The sequence below is a fragment of the Cumulibacter manganitolerans genome, assembly GCF_009602465.1.
Lineage (GTDB): Bacteria > Actinomycetota > Actinomycetes > Mycobacteriales > Antricoccaceae > Cumulibacter > Cumulibacter manganitolerans.
In genome coordinates this window covers 26,885-43,101 of sequence record NZ_WBKP01000034.1, presented here as the reverse complement: position 1 = coordinate 43,101, position 16,217 = coordinate 26,885, and the positions used below count along the sequence as shown (strand labels likewise).

The 16,217-nt window shown below is 70.8% G+C and carries 16 protein-coding genes; 11 read left to right on the top strand and 5 right to left on the bottom strand.

The features are described from left to right. Positions 1-207: 207 nt before the first annotated feature. Positions 208-1,455 (top strand): threonine ammonia-lyase, encoded by a 1,248-nt coding sequence (ilvA, locus tag F8A92_RS12580; protein ID WP_228389419.1) that lies wholly within the window; start codon positions 208-210, stop codon positions 1,453-1,455. Here ilvA and greA read toward each other — a convergent pair whose 3' ends face one another. Next, the gene (greA, locus tag F8A92_RS12575) at positions 1,456-1,944 is read right to left on the bottom strand and encodes a transcription elongation factor GreA (RefSeq protein WP_153505511.1); all 489 of its coding nucleotides are present in this window, start codon (positions 1,942-1,944) and stop codon (positions 1,456-1,458) included. A 129-nt stretch (positions 1,945-2,073) separates the two neighbouring features. Between greA and mca the strand changes: the two genes are divergently transcribed. Both mca and F8A92_RS12565 read left to right on the top strand, forming a co-directional pair. Next, positions 2,074-2,973 (top strand): mycothiol conjugate amidase Mca, encoded by a 900-nt coding sequence (gene mca / locus F8A92_RS12570; protein WP_153505510.1) that lies wholly within the window; start codon positions 2,074-2,076, stop codon positions 2,971-2,973. Continuing rightward, positions 2,970-3,356 carry a hypothetical protein gene (locus F8A92_RS12565; RefSeq protein WP_153505509.1) on the top strand — a complete coding sequence of 129 codons (387 nt, stop codon included), beginning with the start codon at positions 2,970-2,972 and terminating at the stop codon, positions 3,354-3,356. The genes mca and F8A92_RS12565 overlap by 4 nt, the downstream gene beginning before the upstream one ends. 4 nt (positions 3,357-3,360) lie before the next feature. Here the strand turns inward: F8A92_RS12565 and F8A92_RS12560 are convergent, their stop codons facing one another. After that, positions 3,361-4,353, bottom strand: coding sequence for an NAD(P)/FAD-dependent oxidoreductase (locus F8A92_RS12560; protein WP_153505508.1), 993 nt, complete (start codon positions 4,351-4,353; stop codon positions 3,361-3,363). A 107-nt stretch (positions 4,354-4,460) separates the two neighbouring features. Between F8A92_RS12560 and F8A92_RS12555 the strand changes: the two genes are divergently transcribed. Continuing rightward, positions 4,461-5,237: a 3-hydroxybutyrate dehydrogenase gene (locus F8A92_RS12555; RefSeq protein WP_153505507.1), complete on the top strand. Its 777-nt coding sequence runs from the start codon at positions 4,461-4,463 to the stop codon at positions 5,235-5,237. A 169-nt stretch (positions 5,238-5,406) separates the two neighbouring features. After that, a complete protein-coding gene (locus F8A92_RS12550; protein WP_153505506.1) occupies positions 5,407-6,450 on the top strand; it encodes a serine/threonine-protein kinase in 1,044 nt (347 codons plus the stop codon). A gap of 10 nt (positions 6,451-6,460) precedes the next feature. On the opposite strand, the gene trhA is transcribed toward F8A92_RS12550, so the two are convergent. Further along, positions 6,461-7,198 carry a PAQR family membrane homeostasis protein TrhA gene (gene trhA / locus F8A92_RS12545; protein WP_153505505.1) on the bottom strand — a complete coding sequence of 246 codons (738 nt, stop codon included), beginning with the start codon at positions 7,196-7,198 and terminating at the stop codon, positions 6,461-6,463. A 104-nt stretch (positions 7,199-7,302) separates the two neighbouring features. Here trhA and F8A92_RS12540 point away from each other — a divergent pair, with 104 nt between their 5' ends. From F8A92_RS12540 to tuf, 6 genes are all read left to right on the top strand, one after another. Then, the gene (locus tag F8A92_RS12540) at positions 7,303-8,130 is read left to right on the top strand and encodes an isoprenyl transferase (protein WP_228389418.1); all 828 of its coding nucleotides are present in this window, start codon (positions 7,303-7,305) and stop codon (positions 8,128-8,130) included. Between the two features lie 59 nt (positions 8,131-8,189). Further along, complete coding sequence (locus F8A92_RS12535; RefSeq protein ID WP_153505504.1) at positions 8,190-8,612, top strand: hypothetical protein; 423 nt, start codon at positions 8,190-8,192, stop codon at positions 8,610-8,612. 296 nt (positions 8,613-8,908) lie between these two features. Continuing rightward, a complete protein-coding gene (gene rpsL / locus F8A92_RS12530) occupies positions 8,909-9,283 on the top strand; it encodes a 30S ribosomal protein S12 (RefSeq protein WP_106849762.1) in 375 nt (124 codons plus the stop codon). Next, positions 9,283-9,756 carry a 30S ribosomal protein S7 gene (rpsG, locus tag F8A92_RS12525; protein WP_153505503.1) on the top strand — a complete coding sequence of 158 codons (474 nt, stop codon included), beginning with the start codon at positions 9,283-9,285 and terminating at the stop codon, positions 9,754-9,756. The genes rpsL and rpsG overlap by 1 nt, the downstream gene beginning before the upstream one ends. An 88-nt stretch (positions 9,757-9,844) precedes the next feature. After that, positions 9,845-11,935, top strand: coding sequence for an elongation factor G (gene fusA, locus F8A92_RS12520; protein ID WP_153505502.1), 2,091 nt, complete (start codon positions 9,845-9,847; stop codon positions 11,933-11,935). A 121-nt stretch (positions 11,936-12,056) separates the two neighbouring features. Next, positions 12,057-13,253 carry an elongation factor Tu gene (gene tuf, locus F8A92_RS12515; RefSeq protein ID WP_153505501.1) on the top strand — a complete coding sequence of 399 codons (1,197 nt, stop codon included), beginning with the start codon at positions 12,057-12,059 and terminating at the stop codon, positions 13,251-13,253. A 193-nt stretch (positions 13,254-13,446) separates the two neighbouring features. Here the strand turns inward: tuf and F8A92_RS12510 are convergent, their stop codons facing one another. Together F8A92_RS12510 and ptsP are read right to left on the bottom strand one after the other, a co-directional pair. Beyond that, complete coding sequence (locus F8A92_RS12510) at positions 13,447-14,415, bottom strand: zinc-binding dehydrogenase (protein WP_153505500.1); 969 nt, start codon at positions 14,413-14,415, stop codon at positions 13,447-13,449. Positions 14,416-14,476: 61 nt separating this feature from the next. Next, positions 14,477-16,138, bottom strand: coding sequence for a phosphoenolpyruvate--protein phosphotransferase (ptsP, locus tag F8A92_RS12505; RefSeq protein WP_153505499.1), 1,662 nt, complete (start codon positions 16,136-16,138; stop codon positions 14,477-14,479). Between the last annotated feature and the right edge of the window lie 79 nt (positions 16,139-16,217).

The window sequence follows — 16,217 nt, the reverse complement described above, 5'->3', positions numbered from 1 at the left end:
GGTGCAGCGCGGCCTGCTGCTTGCGCACCTCGATGATCTCGGCCAGCGCGACATCGCCCGGGTCGGCCATGACCCCGTTCGTCGCCTCCTGCTCCATGACTAGAACATACGTGCCAACCCCGACAACTTTCCGGCCACCGCGCACCTGTGGACAACAGGCAGATCACTCCTTCCGGCGGCGGCCGGCGGGAGGAGTCGCATCCCACGATGTGGACCACGGGTGGCAAGATCCTGGGCATGAGCATTCCGCTGGTGACGGTCCAGGACGTCGAGCTGGCGCGCCGCGAGATCGCCGGCGTCCTGCGCGAGACCCCGCTGGAGAGCTCCCGTGCTCTCGCCCAGCGCATCGGCGGTCCGGCGTACCTCAAGTGCGAGAACCTCCAGCGGGCCGGGTCGTTCAAGATCCGCGGTGCCTACGTGCGGATCGCCCGGCTGAGCGAGGAGGAGCGGGCCCGCGGCGTCGTCGCGGCCAGCGCCGGCAACCACGCCCAGGGGGTGGCGCTGGCGGCGGCCATCCTCGGCGCGCCCGCGGCCGTCTACATGCCGGTGAACGCGCCGCTGCCCAAGCTCGCGGCCACCCGGGGGTACGGCGCCACCGTGCACCAGGTCGGGGCCGACCTCGGCGAGGCGCTGCTCGCCGCGGAGGAGGACGCCCGGCGTACCGGGGCGATCTTCATCCACCCGTTCGACCACCCGGACCTCATCGCGGGCCAGGGGACGTGCGGTCTGGAGATCCTGGAGCAGTGTCCCGACGTGCGCACCGTGGTCGTCTCGACAGGGGGCGGCGGCCTGCTGTCCGGCGTCGCGGCGGCGATCCGGGGCCGGCGGCCCGACGTGCGCATCGTCGGGGTCCAGGCGCGGGCCGCGGCGGCGTTTCCGGAGTCGCTGCGCCAGGGCCACCCGGTCGCGCTGCAGCGGATGGCGACGATGGCCGACGGCATCGCCGTGCCGAAGCCCGCCGAGATCACCCTCGCGCACGTGCAGGCGCTGGTCGACGACATCGTGACCGTGAGCGAGGACGACATCTCCGAGGCGCTGCTGTTCTGCCTGGAGCGGGCCAAGCTCGTGGTGGAGCCGGCGGGCGCCGCCGCGATGGCGGCCGTGCTGGCGCATCCCGACCGGTTCGAGCCGCCGTTGGTGGCGATCCTGTCCGGCGGGAACGTCGACCCGGTGCTGCTGATGCAGGTGATCCAGCACGGCATGGTCGCCGTGGGACGCTACCTGTCGCTGCGCTGCGCGGTCGCCGACCGGCCCGGGACGCTGGCCCGGCTGGTGCACCTGCTGGCCGACCACGGGGCCAACATCGTCGACGTCGAGCACTCCCGGCTGCGCTCGGACCTCAGCCTGGGGGAGGTGGCGATCTCGCTGCGGGTGGAGACGAAGGGCCGCGAGCACGCGGCCGCCCTGGTCGCCGCCCTCGAGGAGGCCGGCTACCGGGTCAGCTGCGACGTCTAGCTAGGCGTGGAACGCCTCGACGCCGATGATCTCGATGGTGATCTTGGCGCCGGTGGGCGTCTCGTAGGTCACCTCGTCGCCGGCGCGGTGACCGATCAGCGCCTCGCCGATCGCCGACTCGGGGGAGTAGACCTGCAGGTCGGTGGTCGCGGCGATCTCGCGGGAGCCGATGAGGAACTTCTCCTCGTCGTCGTCGCCGACGTACCGCACCCGCACGACGCTGCCGATGCCGATTCCGGCGTCGGCGTCCGGCGCCTCGCCGATCTCGGCGTTGCGCAGCAGCTCCTCGAGCTGGCGGATCCGGCCCTCCTGGCGCCCCTGCTCCTCGCGGGCGGCGTGGTAGCCGCCGTTCTCCTTCAGGTCGCCCTCTTCGCGACGCTCGTTGATCTCGGCGGCGACCGCCGGACGGTTGGCGATCAGCTCGTCGAGCTCGGCCTTCAGCTTGTCGTACGCCGCCTGGGTGAGCCAGGTCTTGCCGGGTTCAGACATGGGTTTCTCCTGGAGAATCGACAGTGAACTGCCCACGGTACCCGGCATGTCAAACGCCGGCGGCGAGCGCCGGTCGTCGTCACAGCGTGCGGCCGACGGTGCCCGACGACGATCAGGGAGAATGGAGGCATGCCGACGAACGACAATGCGCAGCTTCGCCTGATGGCGGTGCACGCCCATCCCGATGACGAGTCCAGCAAGGGCGCCGCGACGATGGCGAAGTACGTCGCCGAGGGCGTCGACGTCGTCGTCGTCACGTGCACCGGCGGCGAGCGGGGCAGCGTCCTGAACCCCGCGATGGACACGCCCGAGACCTGGGAGCGCATCGGCGAGATCCGCCGCGCGGAGATGGCCCGCGCCCGCGAGATCCTCGGGGTGAAGCAGTGGTGGCTGGGCTTCGTGGACTCGGGCCTGCCGGAGGGCGACCCGCTGCCGCCGCTGCCGGAGGGCTGCTTCGCACTGGCCCCGCTGGAGGAGACGGTGCCCCCGCTGGTCGAGATGATCCGCCGCGACCGGCCGCACGTGATGCTGACGTACGACGAGAACGGCGGCTACCCGCACCCGGACCACATCATGACGCACACCGTCTCCATGGCGGCCGTCGAGGCGGCCGCCGATCCGGCGTACCACCCCGAGCTCGGCGAGCCCTGGCAGATCCTGAAGGTCTACTACCACATGAACTTCTCGCGGGCCCGGATGGAAGCCATCGACGAGTACCTCGAGACACACGGCGGCGAGGCGGTCTACAAGGAGTGGCTGGCCTCGTGGGGCGACCGGCCGGACAACTTCCGGCGCATCACCACGCGGGTGCCGTGCGGCGACTACTTCCACGTCCGCGACGACGCGCTGCGCGCGCACGCCACCCAGGTCGATCCCGAGGGCCGGTGGTTCGCCGCATCGCTGGAGTCCCAGCGCACCGCGTGGCCCACGGAGGACTACGAGCTGGCGATCTCGCACGTCGATTCGGCCATCCCGGAGGACGACCTGTTCGCCGGTGTCCGCGAACGCCTGGAGGTGGCGTCCCGATGATCCAGACCCTGGTGGGCACGGCGAGCGTGCTGCTCGCGGAGGCCGGCCCGAACAACGCGCCACCGAACAACCCCGAGTGGGGCAAGGCCGCCCCGACCGGCTTGTTCGTGCTGCTGGTGTTCGTCGTCGCCTGCTACTTCCTGTTCCGCTCGATGAACCGGCACATCAAGAAGGTGCCCTCCGACTTCCGGCCCGACGCGACGCCGCCGCCGCAGGAGCACCTCGGCGAGGCGAAGCCGGCGGTGCCGCCGCGAGCCGACGACGACGTCGACGAGTTCCCGCAGACCCGCCCTCGGCTGGGCACTCCCGAGCAGCTCATGGACGAGCAGCGCGCCAAGCGCCGGGAGCGCGTCGCGAAGGCGCGCGCCCGCCGCAAGCCCTAGCCCGTCAGCCGGGGTCCGAGGAGTGCCCCGGGAAGACCTTCGCGCCCGGGCGGATCACCGGGACGGCGTTGTTCACGGCGGTCGCGGCCTCACCGAAGCCGACCGCGATCAGCCGCACCTTCGCCTCCGGGTCCGAGGCGTAGTCGACGATGTCCCCGGCGGCGAACACCCGCGGGAGGTTGGTGCGCATCGCGGCGTCCACGAGCAGGTGCCGCTTGCGCTGCTCGATGCCCCACGACGCGAAGATGCCCATGTCCGCGGTGAACCCGAGGGCCGCGACCACGGCCTGCACCTCCAGCGTGCGGCGCTCGCCGGTCTTGCTGTGGAACACGTCGACGGCGGTGATCTCCGGGTCGCCGCTGATCTTGGCGACCTCGTACGGCGTGAGCACGGTGAGGTCCCCCGCGAGGACCTTCTGCACCGTGCCCTCGTGCGCCCGGAACTGCTCGCGCCGATGGATCAACGTGCGCGAGCGCGCGACACCGTCCAGGCTGTCGGCCCAGTCGAACGCCGAGTCGCCGCCGCCGACGATGAGCACGTCCTGGTCCCGCAGGTCCTCCAGCTTCGGCACGAAGTAGCGCAGCCCGTGCCCCTCGTAGTCCTCGGCGTCCTGCAGGGGACGCGGGGTGAAGGTGCCGATGCCGCCGGTGATCAGCACCGCCTTGGCCTGGATCACGGCGTCCTGGCTGGTGATCACCTCGACGTGGTCCTGATGCGCCGCGAGGTGCTCCGCGCGATGGCCGAGCAGGTACCGCGGCGAGTACTGGGCGGCCTGCTCGACGAGCCGATCGACGAGCTCCTGGCCCTTGACCGCGGGAAACCCCGCGACGTCGTAGATGACCTTCTCCGGGTACAGCGCGCTCACCTGCCCGCCGGGCTCGGGCAGCGAGTCGACGACGACGACCCGCAGATCCCGGAAGCCCGCGTAGTAGGCGGCGAACAGACCCGCCGGCCCCGCGCCGATGACCAGCAGATCGCACTCCAGGGTGTGCTCCATGGCGAAAGCCTAGGGGGCGCACTCCCCTGAGTCGAGGCGCCGCGTGCGCGAGCCGGCCGGTCGGCTACCTTGGGCGCACCGCTGCTGCAACTCGCCAGGAGGCCCCGATGCCCACCGAGCCACTCGTCAATGTCGACCTCTCCGGCAAGACCGCGCTGATCACCGGCGGCGTCAGCGGCATCGGGCTGGCGTGCGCCACCCGCCTCGCCCAGGCCGGCGCCACCGTTGTGATCGTCGACCTCGACGCGAGTGCCGCGCAGGCCGTCGCCGAGCCGCTCGGCGGCCGGGGGATCGGCGCCGACCTGTCCGACCCGGCGGCCCTGGAGCGGATCGACGCCGCCGGCTACGCCGCCGACATCATCGTCAACAACGCCGGCTTCCAGCGGGTCGCGCCCATCGAGGAGTTCGACCCCGCGGTGTTCGTCGCCATCCAGAAGGTGATGGTGGAGGCGCCGTTCCGGCTCATCCAGGCCTCGCTGCCGCGGATGTACGAGCGCGGCTGGGGCCGGGTGGTCAACATCAGCTCCGCGCACGGCCTGGTCGCCTCGCCTTTCAAGGTCGCGTACGTGACCGCCAAGCACGGCCTCGAGGGCCTCAGCAAGGTGACCGCCATGGAAGGCGGCGGCCACGGGGTGACCTCCAACTGCATCAACCCCGGCTACGTGCGCACCCCGCTCGTCGAGAAGCAGATCGCCGACCAGGCGAGGACGCGCGGCATCGGCGAGGACGAGGTCATCGAGCAGGTGATGCTGCAGCGTCCGTCCGTGAAGCGGCTGCTCGAGCCCGAGGAGGTCGCCGAGCTGGCCGCCTACCTGTGCTCGCCGCTGGCGGACTGCATCAACGGCTCGTCGTACAAGATCGACGGCGGCTGGACGGCGAACTAGCCGCCGGGAGCCGGCGCACGAGCGGCGACATGCCGCCGGAGGCCGGGATGAGACGCAATCGTGCTCATTACACCTGCGAGAGCGTCGTGAAACTAGGCATGATAGATCCCGAGCATGCGTCCGGACCGTCGCGCAGGCCGCCAGTAGTCCAGAGAGGCCCGTCCAGAGCATGAATCCCCCCGAGCTGATCGCTGATCGCTATCGCGTGATCAGGGCCCTTGGCCGCGGCGGAATGGGCATGGTGTGGCTGTGCGACGACCCGGTGCTCGGTCGCCAGGTCGCCGTGAAGCAGATCGCGGCCGGTGTCGGCATCGACGGCCGGTCGGTCGAACGCGCCCGTCGCGAGGCCCGCACCGTCGCCGCGATCGCCAACCCGCACGTGGTGCAGATCCACGACATCGTGGAGGACACCGATCAGCTGTGGCTGGTCATGGAGTACGTCGAGTCGGAGAACCTGCAGAAGGTCATCACCGACCGCGGCCGGATGCCCGTCGAGCAGGTGGTGCACATCGGCGCCCAGCTGGCCGAGGGCCTCGCCGCCGCGCACGCCGCGGGCGTGGTGCACCGCGACGTCAAGCCGGCCAACATCCTCATCACCCCGCAGGGCGACGCCAAGCTGGTCGACTTCGGCATCGCGCGCAAGGAGAACGAGGAGCAGGTGACCCTGGAAGGGGTCATGAGCGGTACGCCGGTGTACTTCTCGCCCGAGCTCGCCCGCACCGGGGAGCCGGACTTCCCGAGCGACGTGTGGGCGCTGGGGGCGACGTTGTTCGCCGCCGTGGAGGGCAAGGCGCCGTACGACGACGCGGGCACCCCCGTCGCGATGCTGCACCGGGTGATCGAGCAGGAGCCCCGGGAGCCGGTGCACGCCGGCATCCTGGAACGGCCGATCGGCCAGATGATGGAGCGCGACCCCGAGCAGCGGTGGACCAGCGAGCAGGCCGCGGAGGCGTTGCGCGTCCTGGACGTGATCGCCGAGACCTCGACGATCGTCTCCGACGAGGCGCCGCCGGAGGTGCAGGTGCTGGCGGCGGACGTCGTCCGCTCCCTCCCGGCGCGCGGTCCGGCGCTGGCGCAGGTGGCGGCGGCCGGCGTCGGGCCGCGGCACGCGGCCGTGCCGGCGGCGGCCGGCCGGCCCTGGGCCGCGGTGATCGCCGTCGGCGCCGCGATCCTGCTCGTGCTCGTGCTGCTGTCCTGGTGGATGCTGGGCTGAGCGCCGGGCCTCAGACCAGCGGGCTGGAGTAGAGCACCAGGAAGACCGCGATGTAGTGGCTGGTCGCCGCGAGCACCGTGAACGCGTGGAACACCTCGTGGTACCCGAAGTGGCCGGGGCGCGGGTTGGGCCACTTGGCGGCGTAGGCGATCGCGCCGACCGTGTAGCACAGCCCGCCGACCATCAGCAGCACCAGGGCGCCGACCCCGCCGTTGCGCAGCAGCGGCCCGAGCACGAACACCGCGGCCCAGCCCACGGCGAGGTAGATCGGCACGCCGACCCAGCGCGGCGCGAGGGGCCAGAAGAGCTTCAGCGCGATCCCGGCGAGCGCGCCGGTCCACACCACGCCGAGGATCCACCAGCGCGTGGCGCCGCCGAGCGCCATGAACCCGAACGGCGCGTAGGTCCCGGCGATGAACAGGAAGATCATGCTGTGGTCCAGCCGCTTCATGATCTTCCAGCCGCGCGTCGTCCAGCGCCGGCGGTGGTACAGCGCCGACGTCCCGAACAGCGCGAGCATCGCCGCGCAGTAGATCGACACCGCCAGCGCGGCGCGGCCGCTCTGCACCGCGGCCAGGGGGATCAGCACCGCGGACTGCACGATCGCGGTGAAGAACGCGCCGAAATGGATCCAGCCGCGCCACGTGGGGCGGGTGTCGAGCGGCTCGTAGTCGGGATCGGCGTCGGCGAGCGCACGCTCCAGCTCGAGCCGCTGGACGACATCCACCACGTGCAGGTTACGGTTCACCAGTTCAGGCTACTCGCGCGTAACCTACGGTGCCGTAAGTGTTGCGCGGATCGCTGCCCCTCGGCCGCGCGCCGGCGGGCCGGACCAGGCGATAAGGTCCGGGAGTGGCGATCACCGCAGCGCGTGCGCGACGCGCCCTGACCAAGGCGCGCAAGCGCGCCAAGCGCGTGCTGTCGCCCGCGCTGTACACCGCCTACGAGAGCCGGGTGCTGGCCGACCTCAAGGGCGCCAACATCCCCAGGCACATCGGGGTGATCGTGGACGGCAACCGCCGCTGGGCCCGCGAGATGGGCTTCGAGGTCGCCGACGGCCACCGCTACGGCGGCGAGAAGCTCGACGACCTGATGCGCTGGAGCGACGATCTCGGTGTCGAGGTGGTGACCATCTGGCTGCTGTCCACCGACAACCTCACCAATCGCGACCCCGAGGAGATCGGTCCGCTGCTGCAGGTCATCTCGGACGTGGCCCGCCGGCTCAGCCGTGGCGGGCGCGACTGGCGCATCCGGCTGATGGGCGCCCTCGACCTGCTGCCGCCGGACGTCGCCGCGGCCCTGCAGGACGCCGCCGCCGCCACCGAGGGGCACGGTGGGATGGCCATCAACATCGCGGTCGGGTACGGCGGCCGGCAGGAGATCGTCGACGCCGTCCGCGGGGCGCTGCGCACCGCCGCGGACCGCGGGCTCAGCATCGAGCAGGCCGCCGAGGCGATCGACCTCGACGACATCGCCGCGCACCTGTACACCAAGGGCCAGCCCGACCCGGACCTGATCATCCGGACGTCGGGGGAGCAGCGGCTGTCGGGCTTCCTGCTGTGGCAGACCGCGAACGCCGAGTTCTACTTCTCCGACGTGTACTGGCCGGACTTCCGCCGCGTGGACTTCCTGCGCGCGGTCCGCGAGTACGCGCACCGCCACCGCAGGTTCGGCGGCTGAGCGCCGCCCGGCGGCGGCCGAAGCGCCGCGCCCGCGCCCGCGTTCAGTACGCTGTGCGCATGTCGACCCGACCGGCCCGCCGGCCGCACCATCCCGCGCTGCCGCAGGCCTGGCCGTCGGCCTGGCCGAGCCTGCTGGGCGGCGTGCTGCTCGGCGCCGTCCTCCCGGTGGTGGCCGCCGCGGTGGTCGTCGTGATCCTGCTGCTGACCAGCTCGCTGGCCACCGCCTGGTGGGTCGTGCTGCTCCCGTTGCTGCTGCTCGCCTGGCCGCTGTCGCTCCCGGCCCGAGTGCGCCGGGTGATGCAGGACGCGAGCGACGCGGGCCGCCTGGACGTCGTCCAGGGCACCCTCGGCGCGCTCGCCACCGCACCCGAGCGGCGGCTCGGGGTACGCCCGAACGCCGAGGTGGTGCCGGGCGCCGCGGTACGCTATTTCCTGAACCCGCGCACAGCCCCGGGCCGCCGCGGCACCGACCGGACCTAGCGACCCGGATCACGCTATTGGGGTCGGCCTTCACTTTGACGGCCTGCGGACCGGGCGGTAGAGTTGACCCTTGTGCTCACGCCGTACGGCGCCATGCACAGGTATGTGCTGCGGCAGCCGTGGCCACATGCAGCCAGGCCCGTTAACGTGTCGACCCGTCCGACACGCCCGAGCGCGGGTACCGGCGAGCACAACTGAACCTCGCACCACCACAACAGTCAAGTACACAGAGCAGCAGCGCTAGGCGCCTTCGAGCCCCGGCAGTCGCTGTGAGTTTGAGGAGACGAAGAGGCAGTATGCCTACGATCCAGCAGCTGGTCCGCAAGGGCCGCCAGGACAAGGTCACGAAGACCAACACGCCTGCGCTCAAGGGAAGCCCCCAGCGTCGCGGTGTGTGCACCCGCGTGTACACCACCACCCCGAAGAAGCCGAACTCCGCGCTGCGCAAGGTCGCCCGCGTGAAGCTCTCGAGCGGCATCGAGGTCACCGCCTACATCCCGGGCGTCGGCCACAACCTGCAGGAGCACTCGATCGTGCTCGTCCGCGGCGGTCGTGTGAAGGACCTGCCCGGTGTGCGCTACAAGATCATCCGCGGCTCGCTCGACACCCAGGGTGTCCGTGGCCGCAAGCAGGCACGTTCGCGCTACGGCGCCAAGAAGGAGAAGAGCTAATGCCTCGCAAGGGTCCCGCGCCCCGTCGCCCGGTCATCAACGACCCGGTCTACGGCAACCCCGTCGTCACCTCGCTGGTCAACAAGATCCTGCTGTCGGGCAAGCGCTCGACCGCTGAGCGCATCGTCTACGGCGCGCTCGAAGGCGCCCGGGCGAAGTCCGACGGCAACGACCCGGTGATCACCCTCAAGCGCGCGCTCGACAACATCAAGCCCGCCCTCGAGGTCAAGTCGCGCCGCGTCGGCGGCGCCACCTACCAGGTCCCGGTCGAGGTCAAGCCGAACCGCGCCAACACCCTCGCGCTGCGCTGGCTGGTCGCCTACAGCCGCCAGCGTCGCGAGAAGACCATGACCGAGCGCCTGATGAACGAGATCCTGGACGCCTCGAACGGTCTCGGCGCGAGCGTCAAGCGTCGCGAGGACATGCACAAGATGGCCGAGTCCAACAAGGCCTTCGCGCACTACCGCTGGTAATCCACCCCGTACGCCGCCGCCTCACGAGGGCGCGGCGTACGGCGCAGTTCTAGACACACCCCAACCAAAGCGATTGCGAGAAAATCGAGTGGCTACCGACCTCTCCAAGGTCCGCAACATCGGCATCATGGCGCACATCGATGCCGGCAAGACCACCACGACCGAGCGCATCCTCTTCTACACCGGCATGACCTACAAGATCGGTGAGGTCCACGACGGTGCGGCCACCATGGACTGGATGGAGCAGGAGCAGGAGCGCGGCATCACGATCACCTCCGCGGCGATCAAGTGCAACTGGAAAGACCACGTCATCCAGATCATCGACACGCCGGGCCACGTCGACTTCACCGTCGAGGTCGAGCGCTCGCTGCGCGTCCTCGACGGCGCTGTCGCGGTGTACGACGGCGTCGCCGGTGTCGAGTCGCAGACCGAGAACGTCTGGCGGCAGGCGGACAAGTACAACGTCCCCCGCATGTGCTACGTCAACAAGCTCGACCGCACCGGCGCGGACTTCTACCGCTGCGTGCAGATGATGGTCGACCGCCTCGGCGCGACGCCGCTGGTCGTGCAGCTTCCCATCGGTGCCGAGGCCGACTTCATCGGCGTCGTCGACCTGCTGCAGATGAAGGCGCTGACCTGGCGCGGCGAGACGAAGATCGGCGAGGACTACGACGTCGAGGACATCCCGGCCGACCTGCAGGACAAGGCCGAGGAGTACCGCGAGAAGCTGCTCGAGACGCTCGCCGAGAACGACGACGAGATCATGGAGAAGTACCTCGGTGGCGAGGAGCTGTCCATCCCGGAGATCAAGGCCGGCATCCGCCGCGCCACCATCTCCGGCAGCCTGAACCCGGTGATGTGCGGGACGTCGTTCAAGAACAAGGGCGTCCAGCCGCTGCTGGACAACGTCATCGCCTACATGCCGTCCCCGCTGGACATCGGCGCGGTGCACGGCACGCTGCAGGACGGCGAGACCGAGGCGACCCGCGAGCCCAGCGACGACCAGCCGTTCTCCGGCCTGGCGTTCAAGGTGCAGACCGATCCGCACCTGGGCAAGCTGACCTTCGTGCGCGTCTACTCGGGCCGCGTCGCCGTCGGCGACCAGGTCATCAACTCGACCAAGGACCGCAAGGAGCGCATCGGCAAGATCTACCAGATGCGCGCCAACAAGCGCGAGGAGCGCTCGGACGCCGGCGCCGGCGAGATCATCGCCGTCGCGGGCCTGAAGCAGACCACCACCGGCGAGACGCTGTGCGACTCGCAGAACCCGATCGTCCTCGAGTCGATGACCTTCCCCGACACCGTGCTGTCGGTGGCCATCGAGCCGAAGACCAAGGGTGACCAGGAGAAGCTGGGCGTCGCGATCCAGAAGCTCGCCGAGGAGGATCCCACCTTCAAGGTCGAGAACGACGAGGAGTCCGGACAGACGATCATCTCCGGCATGGGCGAGCTGCACCTCGAGGTGCTGGTCGACCGCATGCGCCGCGAGTTCAACGTCGAGGCCAACGTCGGCAAGCCGCAGGTGGCCTACCGCGAGGCGATCCGCAAGACCGTCGAGCGCCTGGACTACACGCACAAGAAGCAGACCGGCGGCTCGGGCCAGTTCGCGAAGGTGCAGATCCGTGTCGAGCCTCTCGAGGCTCGCGAGGACGGCGCCACCTACGAGTTCTCGAACGAGGTCACCGGCGGCCGCGTGCCGAAGGAGTACATCCCCTCGGTCGACGCCGGCGCCCAGGACGCGCTGCAGTACGGCGTCCTCGCCGGGTACCCGGTGGTCGGCGTCAAGTGCACCCTCATGGACGGCCAGTTCCACGACGTCGACTCCTCGGAGATGGCGTTCAAGATCGCCGGCACCATGGCGATGCGTGAGGCGCTGCGCCAGGCCGGGGCGGTCATCCTCGAGCCGGTCATGGCCGTCGAGGTCGTGACCCCGGAGGAGAACATGGGCGACGTCATCGGCGACCTGAACTCGCGCCGCGGCATCATCCAGGCCATGGAGGAGCGCAGCGGCTCGCGCGTCGTCCGCGCCCAGGTTCCGCTGTCGGAGATGTTCGGCTACGTGGGCGACCTGCGCTCGCGCACCCAGGGCCGCGCGTCGTACAGCATGGTTTTCGACTCGTACGCCGAGGTTCCGGCGAACGTGGCGAAGGAGATCGTCGCCAAGGCCACGGGCGAGTAATCGTCCGGGGCCGCGGCTCCCGGTGCGGCGGACAGTCCGTCCGGCGCATCAGCAATAATCAACAAGGTTCCAAACATGGCACGTCGTAAACGGCGTACCCAACGTCCCGAGGAGGACACCAGTGGCGAAGGCCAAGTTCGAGCGGACTAAGCCGCACGTAAACATCGGCACGATCGGTCACGTCGACCACGGCAAGACCACCCTGACTGCCGCGATCACCAAGGTTCTGGCCGACAAGTACCCGGACCTGAACAAGGCTGCTGCCTTCGACGAGATCGACAACGCGCCTGAGGAGAAGCAGCGCGGTATCACGATCAACGTCTCGCACCAGGAGTACCAGACCGAGAAGCGTCACTACGCTCACGTCGACGCTCCGGGCCACGCCGACTACATCAAGAACATGATCACCGGTGCGGCGCAGATGGACGGCGCGATCCTGGTCGTCTCGGGCACCGACGGCCCGATGCCGCAGACCAAGGAGCACGTGCTCCTGGCCCGCCAGGTCGGCGTTCCGTACATCGTCGTCGCGCTCAACAAGTGCGACTCGCCCGACGTGGACGACGAGATCCTGGAGCTCGTCGAGCTCGAGGTCCGCGAGCTGCTGTCGCAGTACGAGTTCCCGGGCGACGATGCTCCGGTCATCCGCGTCTCGGGCCTGAAGGCTCTCGAGGGCGATCCGGAGTGGGGCGCCAAGGTCGCCGAGCTCATGGACGCCGTGGACGAGTTCATCCCGGATCCCGAGCGCGACACCGACAAGCCGTTCCTGATGCCGATCGAGGACGTCTTCACGATCACCGGTCGTGGCACCGTCGTCACCGGCCGCATCGAGCGTGGCCGCGTCAACGTCAACGAGGAAGTCGAGATCGTCGGCATCCGCGAGCAGTCGCAGAAGACCACCGTCACCGGTGTCGAGATGTTCCGCAAGCTGCTCGACTACGGCGAGGCCGGCGACAACGTCGGTCTGCTGCTGCGCGGCACCAAGCGCGAGGACGTCGAGCGCGGCATGGTCGTCGTGAAGCCGGGCTCGATCACTCCGCACACGGAGTTCGAGGGGAACGTCTACATCCTGGGCAAGGATGAGGGCGGCCGCCACACCCCGTTCTTCAACAACTACCGTCCGCAGTTCTACTTCCGGACCACCGACGTGACCGGCGTCGTGACCCTTCCCGAGGGCACCGAGATGGTCATGCCGGGCGACAACACCGAGATGACCGTCAAGCTCATCCAGCCGATCGCCATGGAGGAGGGCCTGCGCTTCGCCATCCGCGAGGGCGGCCGCACCGTCGGCGCCGGCCGTGTCACCAAGATCCTGAAGTAGCGCTCGCTACCGATCAGCCGAAGGGCCGCTTCCCGCGAGGGAGGCGGCCCTTCGTCGTACGCCGTGCCGCGGCGCGGCGGCCGCGGCGGCGGGCCAAAGTGGGTTTCGAAGGCGAAAGAGGGGAAGTTTCCCCGCTTCCGGCGACGAAGCCCGCTTTGTCGTGGGCGGCGTCCGGCGGCCGGGCAGCGTGCGGCTAACGCGGGACGGCGGAGATGACGATCTTGAGCTGGCCGGGCGCCGGGGTGTACGCCGCCCGATAGGCGGCGTCGGCCTCCTCGGGCCGGTACACGCCGGTGATGTAGCGCCCCGGCAGGTCCGGGTGCTCGCGCACGTAGGCATCCGCAGCCGCTAGCGCGCGGCGCCGCTCGACGGTGGTGCCGGCCTTCAAGGTCAGCTGCTTGCGCAGCATGAGGCCCATCGGCAGGGGGTACACCAGGTCGTCGGGGATGCCGAAGTAGAAGATGAACCCGCCGTCGCGCACCGCCTCGACCGCGTGCGTCAGTGAGCCGACCTGGTGACCGATCGCCTCCACGACCAGATCCGGGCGCCGCGAGGACGCCGTCAGCGACGCCGCCCAGGAGCTGGTGCTGTGGTGCTCGAACCGGTCGACGCCGTAGTAGTCGGCGACGTCGCTGCGGTCGACGACGTCCACCCCCGTGACGCTCGCGGCGCCGGCGTGCTTCAGCACGTGCGCGAAGAGCACGCCGATCGGCCCCAACCCCAGGATCGCGGCGTCCCGCCCGGCGACCGGGCCCATCTGCTCGACGGCGTAGATAACGCAGGCCAGCGGCTGCAGCATGAGCGCCTGCACCGGCGTGAGCGACTCGTCGTACGCGAGGACCGCCTCCTCGCCGGTGGCCAGGTACTCCTGGAGCCCGTCGAAGCGGTCGGCCCACCCGACGACGCGGTCGCCGACCTGGTGCAGCCGCGAGCGGGTGGCGACCACCTCGCCGACGATCTCGTGCATCGGCGTGCCGGGGTGCGGTCCGGGGCCGGGCGTGAACGGATGGGTGTGCCCGCGCCACCGCGGGCCGTCGCTGCCGCAGAGGCCGCCGACGAGGAATCGCAGCAGCACCTCACCGTCCGCCAGCGTCGCGGGGTCCGGGGGCTCGACATCGATTCCGGCCACGTGGCGGGGACGGTCGACGTACTTTGCCCACATCGGCGGGTCCTTTCGCTGTGCGCGCGGTGATCGCGAGGCTGAGCCCGATCGTAGCGATGCGCTAGCGACCGAGTGCCTCGGCGGCTCCCGCGCGCGCCGCGGCAGGGGACGCGGCCTCGAGCGCGGCCCCGGCCGCGCGGCGGCACTGCTCCAGCGAGACGCCCGCGACAGCGGCGCCCACCGTGCCGACCGCGGACGCCGCCATGGACAGCGACGTGACCCCCAGCCCGACGAGCACGCAGGCGAGCATGGCGTCGGCGGCCGCCTCCCCGCAGACGCCGACGGGCTTGCCCGCCTCCGCGCCGGCGCGCGCCGTCATCTCGATGAGCTGCAGCACCGCCGGCTGCCACGGGTCGGTCAACTCGGCGAGATCGGCCGACAGCCGGTCCGCGGCCATCGTGTACTGGGACAGGTCGTTGGTGCCGATCGACAGGAAGTCGACGTGCTGCAGGAGCTCGCGGGCGCGCAGCGCGGCGGAGGGGATCTCGACCATCACGCCGGGGGTCAGCGACCGCTCCCGGACCTGGCGGGCGAAGTCGGCGGCCTCCGCGGCGGTCGCGATCATCGGCGCCATGACCCACGGCGACTGCGCGGTCCGCGCCGCCGCGTCGGCGATCGCGTCGAGCTGCCGGCTCATCAGGCCGGGGTTGGCCACCGCGAGCCGAGAGCCGCGGACGCCGAGGGCGGGGTTGTCCTCGTGGGCCAGGTTGGCGAACTTCATCGGCTTGTCGCTGCCCGCGTCGAGGGTGCGGATGACGACCTTGCGGCCCTCGAACGCCCGCAGCACCGCGCCGTACACCTCGGACTGCTGCTCGACGGTCGGCTCGTGGTCGCGGCCGAGGAACGCCAGCTCGCTGCGGAAGAGCCCGACGCCCTCGGCCGCGCCGCGGCGCGCCCGCTCGGCACTGGGACCGTCCTGGACGTTGGCCAGGACCTGCACGCGGTGCCCGTCCTGCGTCCCGCCCGGCCCGGTGAACGCGGCCGCCGCGGCCCGGGTGGCGCGGTCGCGGGCGATCAGCGCCTGCGCCTCGGCGGGATCGGGGTCGATCGTGATGGTGCCGCTGCCGCCGTCCACCAGCACCGTGGTACCCGCGGGGATGTCGCCGACCGGTGCCGCGACGATGCACGGCACGCCCAGCTGGCGGGCGATGATCGCGGTGTGGCTGGTCGGCCCGCCGAGCCGGGTGACCAGGGCGATCGTGGTGGCCGGGTCGAGGGTGGCGGTGTCGGCGGGCGCGAGGTCGTCCGCCATCAGCACCGAGGGGACGTCGGGGGAGGGCACCCCCGGCTCGGGACGCCCGAGCAGCTCGGCGATGACCCGCGAGCGCAGGTCGCACAGGTCGGTCGTGCGCTCGGCCATCAGGCCGCCGAGCTTGGTGAACATCTCCACGAACTGGCCGGCCGCGCCGTCCATCGCCTGCTCCGCGCCGGCGCCGGCGTCGATGAGCCGGGCGGCGCTCTTGCGCAGGCCCTTGTCGCCGACGAGGGCGACCTGCGCCAGGAGCACCTCGGCGGCGACGCCGGTGGCCGCCCGGGCGCGGGCCCGCAGCCGTTCGCTGACCGCCGCGACGGCGTCGGCGTACCGCTGCTTCTCGCCCTCCGCGTCGGTGCGCGGGCCCGGCAGCTCGCCGAGATCGATGCCGGGCGCCGGGCGGACGACCGGCCCGAGGGCGATTCCCTGGACGACGGGGGTGCCGGTGCGAACCTGCGCGTTGGTAGCCATACGAGTCCTCCACGTGTGCAGTCATGTGGGTTTATGTGGGGTTTCCGCTACGGTACGGCGCAATGTCTTGACAGGTCAA

What these genes read in the sequence shown, in the direction of transcription:
- rpsG (WP_153505503.1), top strand. Translation starts at nt 9,283, where the DNA reads ATGCCTCGCAAGGGTCCCGCGCCCCGTCGCCCGGTCATCAACGACCCG.
- F8A92_RS12560 (WP_153505508.1), bottom strand. Translation starts at nt 4,353, where the DNA reads ATGGAGCACACCCTGGAGTGCGATCTGCTGGTCATCGGCGCGGGGCCG.
- F8A92_RS12510 (WP_153505500.1), bottom strand. Translation starts at nt 14,415, where the DNA reads ATGTGGGCAAAGTACGTCGACCGTCCCCGCCACGTGGCCGGAATCGAT.
- mca (WP_153505510.1), top strand. Translation starts at nt 2,074, where the DNA reads ATGCCGACGAACGACAATGCGCAGCTTCGCCTGATGGCGGTGCACGCC.
- greA (WP_153505511.1), bottom strand. Translation starts at nt 1,944, where the DNA reads ATGTCTGAACCCGGCAAGACCTGGCTCACCCAGGCGGCGTACGACAAG.
- ilvA (WP_228389419.1), top strand. Translation starts at nt 208, where the DNA reads ATGTGGACCACGGGTGGCAAGATCCTGGGCATGAGCATTCCGCTGGTG.
- rpsL (WP_106849762.1), top strand. Translation starts at nt 8,909, where the DNA reads ATGCCTACGATCCAGCAGCTGGTCCGCAAGGGCCGCCAGGACAAGGTC.
- F8A92_RS12535 (WP_153505504.1), top strand. Translation starts at nt 8,190, where the DNA reads ATGTCGACCCGACCGGCCCGCCGGCCGCACCATCCCGCGCTGCCGCAG.
- F8A92_RS12555 (WP_153505507.1), top strand. Translation starts at nt 4,461, where the DNA reads ATGCCCACCGAGCCACTCGTCAATGTCGACCTCTCCGGCAAGACCGCG.
- F8A92_RS12565 (WP_153505509.1), top strand. Translation starts at nt 2,970, where the DNA reads ATGATCCAGACCCTGGTGGGCACGGCGAGCGTGCTGCTCGCGGAGGCC.
- ptsP (WP_153505499.1), bottom strand. Translation starts at nt 16,138, where the DNA reads ATGGCTACCAACGCGCAGGTTCGCACCGGCACCCCCGTCGTCCAGGGA.
- F8A92_RS12550 (WP_153505506.1), top strand. Translation starts at nt 5,407, where the DNA reads ATGAATCCCCCCGAGCTGATCGCTGATCGCTATCGCGTGATCAGGGCC.